Genomic DNA, 7117 nt, shown 5'->3' on the forward strand with positions numbered 1-7117 from the left:
GGCCCACCAGCGCCGTGCCCGGAGGGGCCCGAAACGCGGCTTCCGTTCAAGGCCCCGCGTCACGTCAGCGCACCCGGAGGGCGTCGGCGATGACGACCGAGCCCGCGGCCTGCCAGCGGCTCAGCTGCACCTTGTTCCAGCCGGCGCTGAAGTTGAAGGTGCCCAGGGCCACCCACTTGCCGCCGTTGATCTGCTGGTTCGCGGTCGCCGTGCCCAGGTTGGCGCCGTCCGCGTTGAAGGCGATGAACGCCGCGGAGGTGGAGCGGTTCGTGCCCGCCACCCACCAGCCGTCCACCGTGCGCGTCTGCGCCGTGGGCAGGTAGAACCAGAACGTCGCCGGAGCGGAGACGGCCTCCGTGGCGGCGAAGTAGTAGCCGCTGCCGTAGTAGCCGGCGCTGGAGCCCGCCGTCCACGCGCCCGTCAGCTCGAAGCGGGCCTTGGCCGCGTCGTTGTTGGCGGCGTTGCTGTCGATGACGATCTCACCCGCCGGCGTGGTGGTGCCGCAGTAGCTGTTGATCTTGCTGATGTACGACGACCACGGCCAGTTGGGACCCGGGTCCGTGCGCGTCGCGGGCTGCAAACGGCCGTGCGCCACGATGTGGTAGCTGTCCTTCACGATGGCGTTGTCGCGCGCGATGTCGCACGACAGCTTCGCGGACGTTTCAATCTGCCCCGCCGGGAACGACGACTGGCTGGCGAAGCCGCCGTGCTCGATGCCGATGGTGAAGTTGTTGGACGACGACCCGTTGAGCCAGCACTCCTTGCCGCCGTTGAGGTTGCAGTCGTACGTGGCGCCAATGTGCCACGCGCGGCTGGACTCACGCACGAGCTGCGACACCTCGCTGCCGCTCTCGTTCACCACGTAGTGCGCGCTGACGCCGGAGGCGCTGTTGGCGAGCCAGCCCCAGCACCCGGCGTAGCCGCCCTCACAGGTGTGGATGATGATCATCGACGGGTCGCCACCGGCGCCCGCGGGACGCGCGTTGTAGTTGGGCGACGGCCGCCAGATGGACGCGCCGTAGTCCGGGCCCGCCGCCATGGCCCGAACCTGCGGGCGGGCGGACTTCGCCTCCACCTTCACGGGCTCCAGGGACGCCGCCACGGAGCCGTCCGTGTTGAGCGCCACCGCGCCCTCGTTGATGACCGCGTACACGCCGCGGTGCACGTGCTCCGCCTGCGCGTCCGGGTGGCTGATGCCGCTCAGCCGCGCGGCCACCGGCGCCCACGCGCCCAGGTCCCCGCGCTCCACGTTCGCCTCCGTGGCGAAGTGGGAGAGCAGCGCCGCGCCCGCGCGGATGTTCGCCGCCGCGTCCGTGCGCGCCGCTTCCACCGACACGCCCGCCAGCGCCGCGCCCTGCTCCAGGTCCGCGCCCCGCAGCGCCATCAGACCGAACGCGGCCTCCTGGCCCGGGAACTCCACCGTGCCCACCGCCATGTGCCAGCGCGTCTCCGTGTAGGAGACCGCCTTGAGCAGCTCCGCCGGGACGTTGAACTCCTGGGCGGCCTGCGCGAACAGCGGATCCATCTCGCGCGGGGTGTTGCTGCCGGCGGTGTCCGTCGAAGGCTGCGAGGGCGTCTCGGCGGGAGCGGGCGTCTCCGTGGGCTGCTGGGCCTGGGGACCACACGCGGACAGCACCAGCGCGGCGGCGGCCGCCGCGAACGGATTGCGGAACGTTGACATGAGGTGACTCCGGATTCGGGGGGAGGGACTCCACGGGCCGCCCCCGCATTTCCACGGGAGAGACCGGCACCGCTCCCTGAGCACCCGCCGTGCCAGACCCCTCCCGCCCGTTACCTTCGTCCAGTTTTCTTCCGCATCGGTACATCCATGCACCACCTCCCCCCATCCTCCCGGGACCCTGGAGTTCCTTAAACGCCTGAAATCATGGAATTGCCCACATCCTTGGGGCGGTTTTTTCGTACACTGAGAGAAGTGGTGCACGGATGTCCCAGTGACGTGTTCCAGGACATCCGTGACGTAATGGATTGTTACAACTCTTCCTGTATTTAGCGCTATTTGAAGCCATGGCGGACCGAAGGGGCGAGCCTCCGGGCGACAGGGGCGCGCGAAGGGCCGGCATCCCGTCAGTCCATCCGCTATGACGCCAGCATCATGCGGCTCTTCGGTATCGGCGACACGCACCTGCCCTCCACACGGCAGAAGGACATGCACCGCTTCGGCTGGACGGACCACCCGCTCCCGCTGCAGCGCGCGTGGGACGAGCAGGTGCGGCCGGAGGACGCGGTCATCGTCGCGGGCGACATCTCCTGGGCCACGCGGGCCACGGAGGTGATGGACGACCTGGCGTGGCTGGACGCGCGGCCGGGGCGCAAGGTGCTGGTGCGCGGCAACCACGACTACTGGTGGGGGGACTCCGCGTCCAAGCTGCGCAAGCTGCTGGCGCCGTTCCGCACGCTGGAGGGCTTCCTGCACAACAACGCGGTGGTGCTGGGGCCGTGGGTCATCGCCGGCACCCGGCTGTGGACCGCGCCGGAAGCCCCGCCCATGCCCGGCGGCGAGATGGGCGACGAGCCCATTGACGCGGGGTTCGTGGAGCGTGAGACGCGCAGGCTGGCCACGTCGCTGGAGGACGCGCGCAAGAAGGAGCAGGCCAGTCCCACGCCGCTCACGCGCATCGTCGCGGTGCACTTCCCGCCGGTGTACGCCAACGAGCGGGCCACCGCGTTCAGCGACCCCATCGAGGCCTTCGCCCCCAAGGTCTGCGTCTACGGCCACCTGCACGCGGGCGGCATCGCGGCGGGCTTCACCGGCGAGCGGGCCGGCGTGCGCTACGTGCTCGCCTCGTGTGACGCGGCCGGCTTCGCGCCCATGCTGCTGGACGAGCGCTGAGCCTGGGAGGCCCCGGCGTGCGGGTGCTTTGTCGACAGGTGGGGATGTCCCGTTAAGCTGGAGTCAGCTTCCTCCTGCGGGAAGCCAGGGAGTGGAAGTCATGCCGTCGGACAAGGCCGAGCTCGCCGCCAGGATCGCCATCCTCCAGTCAGGGGATTCCGTGCGCGGGCTCATCTTCAAGTCCGTGTTCAGCCTGGTGCAGCAGCACGCGGGCGCGACCGGGATGGAGAAGATTCGCAAGGGTGAGCTGGACCACGACTACGCGGAGCTGCGCTCGTATCCAGCGAAGGAGCTGCTGCTGCTCCTGTTCAGCGTGGGGGACCTGCTGGAGGGCACGCTCGGGTCGGTGGAGGAGGTGTTCCAGGCCTGCGGCGAGGTGAGCATCACGCGCTACTCCACCGGACCGGGGATGCTCATCTTCGGCATCATCTCCCGGGGGGACCCGCAGAAGCTCTTCGCGGGCGCGCAGATGGCGTACAGCGCGGCGGTGTCCTACGGCAACCGCGAGTACCTCACCACGGGGACCAAGTCCGGCACCCTGCGGATGCGCCGGGACATGATGCCGCCCGCGTACCACGTGGGCATCCTCACCGGTTCGCTCAAGGTGCTGGGGCTCACGGGCAAGGTCACCGCGAAGCCCCAGGGCATCGACCGCGTGGACTACGACATCCACTGGTCCTGAAGTCCTGAAGTCCTGAAGCGGCGCCTTCAGTCCACGCGGGTGAAGGTCACGTCCAGCTGCGCGACGACGCGCTCGCCCACCGACGCCGTGCACGCGAAGGTGTGGTCGGCGCCGCGCACCTGCTTGCGGTGGGCCCCGAAGACGACGGTCTGCCCCGCGTAGGCCAGGCTGTCCGCGGACAGCTTCACGTCCTTCGCCACGAAGCGGGCGGTGTCACACTGCTCCAGCGAACGGCCCAGCGTGGTGGCCATGCGCGTCATCCCGCCCGCGACGACGGCCACCGGCATCACCGGGTGCATCGCGAAGTGGCCCTTGCACAGCTCCGGGGTGACGACCAGCGACGAGCGCAGGCTGCCGCCGTCCATCTGCCAGTCCGTCAGCTCCAGCGGCTTGCTGTACGGGTTCTGCCGCAGCTTCGCCCACTCCTCCGGGGTGCGCTGCACGTTGTCCGCCGGACGGGGCGCGGCGCGCATCTCCAGCTTCGCCTGACCGAACAGGCGGGTGAAGGCGGCGGCGGACAGCACGTTGTAGTCCACCTCCAGCCGGAACAGCGGCGTGCCGTCCGACAGCGACAGCAGCGTGCGCGCCGTGCAGGTGCGCTTGCCGGTGTACTCCGCCTGCGCCAGCGCCCACAGCAGGTCCGTGGTGCGCTCCTGGGGGGCAGGCTGCAGCCACTGACCGCGCGCGGCGCTCGCCAGGTAGAAGTGCTGGCCGTCCTTGGGCGCCACCAGCGCCGAAGCGCACGAGCCCAGGATGGCCAGGTGACGGCCCGCCTCGCCCAGCCCGATGGGCATCGCCTGCGCGTCGGGGTCCATCTGCACCGGCACGCGCGCCACCACCTCACCCGGCAGCACCGTCACGTCCTTGAGCGCGAAGTACGGATCGCGAACGCAGATGCGCGGGTACAGCTCCTGCGCGCTCAGCACCGTGTAGGGCGCGGCCTCCGACAGCGGCATCAGCGGCCGGTTCACCCACGGCATGGCGGACGTCGCGGTGGAAGCCGAGGAGGACACGGGGGCGGGGGCGATGGCCTGGAGCATGGAAGGTCTGACCTCGTTTCAGACGCCGGGTGGCGGGGGACACCTGGCCGGAGAGTAACCAAGTTTCCTTACGTCAGGACAGGAATTTTTTCTGTCCCACGAAAAGATTCTCGATTGATCGGCCGAAGTGTTGCGTCCCTGCCGTATTTTTATATCCGAGCCGGAATTTCGGCACTCCAGCGGAGCAAGATGGGGCAGGTCAGGCAGGACGTAAACCCCCACCCGACGTGCAGTGTCAACCACGGGTGGGTCATATCCACCCCGGGGTTTCCCCTCGGCTCCAAGTGATTTCAAGCGCTTGGAGGAGGGGAGAAGCGGCCCATCCCCCAGGACGCGGGGTGAGGGTCCAGAAGAATTCCTTCTCACCGGGTGAAGTCTTGGTGCGTCACCCCGCGAGGGGAATCAAAGCTCCACCTGGCTGCCCAGCTCCACGACGCGGTTGGGCGGGATGCGGAAGTAGGCGGTGGCGCTGCGGGCGTTGCGGCTCATCCAGGAGAAGAGGGCCTCGCGCCACACGGCCATGCCGGGCTTCTTGGTGGGGATGAGCGTTTCCCGGCCCAGGAAGAAGCTGGTGCCCATGAGCTGGAACTGGAGCCCCTTCTCCCGGCAGCGCTTGAGCACGTCCGGGATGCCCGGGTTCTCCATGAAGCCGTAGCGGGCGATGACGCGCACGAAGCCCTGCTCCAGGGGTTCCACCTCCACGCGCTCCACGCCCACCACGTGGGGAATCTCCTCCGGGATGATGGTGAGGAGGACCACCTGCTCGTGCAGCACCTTGTTGTGCTTGAGGTTGTGCAGGAGCGCGGGCGGGGTGCCCTCCGGGTTGCCCGTCATGAAGATGGCGGTGCCCGGCACGCGCACGGGCGGGTGGTCCCCGAAGCTGCCCAGCAGGTCCTTGAGGCTGATGCTGGACGCGCGCAGCTTGGCGGCGAGGATGTCGCGCCCGCGCTTCCAGGTCGTCATGAGGGTGAAGATGCAGAGGGCGAGCAGCAGCGGGAACCAGCCGCCGTCGGAAATCTTCACCGCATTGGCGCCGAAGAAGGACAGGTCCACCAGCAGGAACAGGCCCGCGATGGGCAGCGCCACGGCGCGGCTGATGTTCCAGCGCTCGCGGGCCACGACGTAGGCGAGCACCGTGGTGATGGCCATGGTCGTCGTCACCGCGATGCCGTACGCCGCCGCCAGCCGGCTGGAGGAGCCGAAGCCCAGCACCAGCGCCACCACGCCCAGCAGCAGCGCCCCATTGAGGCCGGGCAGGTAGATCTGCCCCATCTCCTCCGCGGACGTGTGCACGACCTCCATGCGCGGGCTGTAACCCAGCTGCATCGCCTGGCGGGTGATGGAGAAGGAGCCGGAGATGAGCGCCTGGGAAGCGATGACGGCGGCGCCGGTGGACAGGGCGACAAGCGGGTACAGGGCCCAGTCGGGGGCCAGGAGGAAGAACGGGTTCCTGGCGGCCTCGGCGTGGCGCAAGAGCAGCGCGCCCTGCCCCAGGTAATTGAGGACGAGCGAGGGCAGGACCAGGGCGAACCAGGCGCGCTTGATGGGGCCCGCGCCGAAGTGCCCCATGTCCGCGTAGAGCGCTTCTCCGCCCGTCACCACCAGGAACACGGCGCCCAGCACGAGGAAGCCGTGCCAACCGTTCTCGATGAAGAAGTGCACGCCGTGCACGGGGGACAGCGACCAGAGCACCGCAGGGTTGTGCACGAGCTCCTTCACGCCCAGCACCGCCAGCACGAGGAACCACACGCACATGAACGGGCCGAACACCGCGCCGATGCCGCCAGTGCCCTTGCGCTGCACGAGGAACAGGAGCGCCAGGATGACGAGCGAGATGGGGATGACGTAGGGCTCGAAGACGGGCGTGGCCACGCTCAGGCCCTCCACCGCGCTCAGCACGGAGATGGCCGGGGTGATGAGGCCGTCGCCGTAGAGGAGCGCCGCGCCGAAGATGCCCAGCGTTATCAGCACCGGCCGCGCGTGGTGCGCCTGCCCCCGCGGCCGCTGCATGGCCAGCGCCATCAGCGCCAGGATGCCGCCCTCGCCCCGGTTGTCCGCGCGCATCACGAACAACAGGTACTTCACCGACACGACGATGATGAGCGACCAGAAGATGAGCGACAGCACGCCCATCACGTTCGCCGGCGTCGGGGCGATGCCGTGCGGGCCGGTGAAGCACTCGCGCAAGGCGTACAGCGGGCTGGTACCGATGTCTCCGTAGACGATGCCCACCGCGCCCAGCGCCAGCATCGCGATGCGTTTGGGAGAATCCGGCGCCTCCAAAGAGGCGGCCGTCGAATCCGAGGGTGCGTTCACGGCCCCCGCTTTAGCCGAACCCCGGGCCGCCGCAACCGAAGCCGTGCGGCTCCTTTGCTTTCCAACCGCTCGGAGGTGCTCCCATGTGCGCTCCCCGTCCCCTGCCCCGGGGGGCGACAGGCCGGGGAACGAGCCCCCTGCAATCCACCAACGGTTGCGGGGGCGGGGTGTCCTGCATCCGTGAAAGCGGGGATGGCGGGACCTGAGACGCACAGCGTCCGGGGCGGG

General features: G+C 69.3%; 5 protein-coding genes. 2 read left to right on the plus strand and 3 right to left on the minus strand.

Annotated features, from left to right (window positions below; genetic code table 11):
• Positions 1 to 64 precede the first annotated feature (64 nt).
• A complete protein-coding gene (locus D7X12_RS18110) occupies positions 65 to 1681 on the minus strand; it encodes a golvesin C-terminal-like domain-containing protein (RefSeq protein WP_120626521.1) in 1617 nt (538 codons plus the stop codon).
• 432 nt (positions 1682 to 2113) lie between these two features.
• Between D7X12_RS18110 and D7X12_RS18115 the strand changes: the two genes are divergently transcribed.
• A complete protein-coding gene (locus D7X12_RS18115; protein ID WP_120626522.1) occupies positions 2114 to 2851 on the plus strand; it encodes a metallophosphoesterase in 738 nt (245 codons plus the stop codon).
• Between the two features lie 100 nt (positions 2852 to 2951).
• Positions 2952 to 3533, plus strand: a complete 582-nt coding sequence (locus D7X12_RS18120; protein WP_120626523.1) for a DUF2378 family protein — start codon at positions 2952 to 2954, stop codon at positions 3531 to 3533.
• A gap of 26 nt (positions 3534 to 3559) precedes the next feature.
• Here the strand turns inward: D7X12_RS18120 and D7X12_RS18125 are convergent, their stop codons facing one another.
• Positions 3560 to 4573 (minus strand): hotdog family protein, encoded by a 1014-nt coding sequence (locus tag D7X12_RS18125; RefSeq protein ID WP_120626524.1) that lies wholly within the window; start codon positions 4571 to 4573, stop codon positions 3560 to 3562.
• Between the two features lie 402 nt (positions 4574 to 4975).
• Positions 4976 to 6823 carry a potassium transporter Kup gene (locus D7X12_RS18130; protein ID WP_120626525.1) on the minus strand — a complete coding sequence of 616 codons (1848 nt, stop codon included), beginning with the start codon at positions 6821 to 6823 and terminating at the stop codon, positions 4976 to 4978.
• Between the last annotated feature and the right edge of the window lie 294 nt (positions 6824 to 7117).

Source organism: Corallococcus sicarius, from assembly GCF_003611735.1.
Classification (GTDB): Bacteria; Myxococcota; Myxococcia; order Myxococcales; family Myxococcaceae; genus Corallococcus; species Corallococcus sicarius.